Source organism: Streptomyces sp. NPDC018964, assembly GCF_044390325.1.
Classification (GTDB): Bacteria; Actinomycetota; Actinomycetes; order Streptomycetales; family Streptomycetaceae; genus Streptomyces.
Window position 1 is genome coordinate 1 of record NZ_JBIRYZ010000069.1, and the last position, 1,619, is coordinate 1,619.

At 65.7% G+C, this 1,619-nt stretch carries 2 protein-coding genes; both read right to left on the reverse strand.

Translation table 11 applies throughout. The features are described from left to right. Positions 1-11: 11 nt before the first annotated feature. The gene (locus ACH5AO_RS37220; protein WP_371100517.1) at positions 12-1,145 is read right to left on the reverse strand and encodes an IS630 family transposase; all 1,134 of its coding nucleotides are present in this window, start codon (positions 1,143-1,145) and stop codon (positions 12-14) included. Between the two features lie 17 nt (positions 1,146-1,162). Further along, complete coding sequence (locus ACH5AO_RS37225) at positions 1,163-1,534, reverse strand: VOC family protein (protein ID WP_371100516.1); 372 nt, start codon at positions 1,532-1,534, stop codon at positions 1,163-1,165. Between the last annotated feature and the right edge of the window lie 85 nt (positions 1,535-1,619).

Sequence of the window (1,619 nt, forward strand, 5' to 3'; positions counted from 1 at the left end):
CTAGTGCCGCATCAGGCAACGTTCGCCCTGGCGACGACCTCGCGTAGCCGTTGATCGGCGGCGTGCTTGTTCCGCCAGATGATGTAGCGGCGGATCATGCTTCCCTGGGCCTTGTGGCTGGGGTGGTCGGTGCCGTCGAGGGCGAAGTAGCGCAGGGCGGTGAACTGGGCTTCGATCCGGTTGAGCCAGGAGCTGTTGGTCGGGGTGTAGGCGATCTCGACGTTGTTCGCCTCGGCCCACGTCCCGACCCGCTGGCACCGCTTCGTCGTGAGGTGCGGTGAGTAGTTGTCGCAGATGATCGCGATGCGCACGTCCACCGGGTGCAGTGAGCGCAGGTAGCGGCAGAACTCCAGGAACTTGGAGCGGTTCTTGGTCTTCTTGACGTGCCCGTAGAGCTGGTCCTTGGCCAGGTCGTAGGCGGCGAACAGGTGGCGGATCCCGTGCGGGCGGGTGTATGTCGCCCGGCGGCGAGGCCGGGGATCGCGGTCGGGTTCCTTGTGTCTGCCGCCGCGTTCGGCCCACTGCCTGCCGGGGTGCGGCTGGAGGTTGAGCGGTCCGAACTCGTCTAGGCAGAAGACGACTTCGGGCTCGCCTTTCTCGGGTATGACCTCGCGGTCGGCGATCGCGTAGAGGTGTTCGACGCGGGCCTTCTTGGCCGCGTAGTCGGGGTCGCGTGAGGTCTTCCAGGTCTTCACGCGTTGAAACGAGACGCCTTCCTCGCGGAGCAGGACCCGAAGTCCCTCGTGGCTGATGTCATCGACCACCCCCTCCGCGACCAGGAAGTCGGCCAGCTTGGTCAGACTCCAGGTCGAGAACGGCAGGTCGTGCTCGGTCGGCCTGGACTTCGCGATCTTCTTGATCTCGCGGCGCTCGGGCAGCGTGAAGGTCTTGGGCCGGCCGCCGGAGTACTTCGGATATAGCGAGTCGAAGCCGTCGGCGTTGAAGTTGTGGATCACATCACGGACCCGGTCCGCGCTGGTGAACGTCACCTCCGCGATCTTCGCCACCGGCATGTCCTGCGCGGACAGCAGGACCATCTGGGCCCGCCGCCAGGTCACCACCGAACCGGTGCCCCGACGGATGATCCGCAGCAGCCGCCGACCTTCGTCATCGTCGATCTCCCGGACCCGCACACGTTCTGCCATCCCAGCCCTCGTGTCCGTCAGCTGTGACTGGTGTCGATGACGCAGAAGCGGTTGCCCTCGGGATCCGCGAGCACGACAAAGTCGGCGTCGTCCGGATAAAAGTCCCAGTTGACGCGCTCAGCGCCCAGGGAAATCAGTCGCGCCACTTCGGCCTCCTGATCGGCGGTGTCGCCGGCATAGAGATCGAGGTGGATTCTCGGGTGCTCCTGCACGGGCGTCGTACTGAGGTCGAGGGCCAGTGCGGCACCGGAGCCGTCGGCCGGCACGAGTACCGCCCAGTCGTCCTTCACCTCACCATCGCGAGGAACGTAGCCCAGTGCCCGACTCCAGAACTCCGCGGCCCGCCGCACATCAGCGGCCCCCATCACGATCGTTCCAATGCTCAGCATCCGCCGATTCTGGCAGACACCGAGGGACCCACGGCGTGAACCACGTCCCTAACTACGAGGCGAATGTTGCCTGATGCGGCACTAG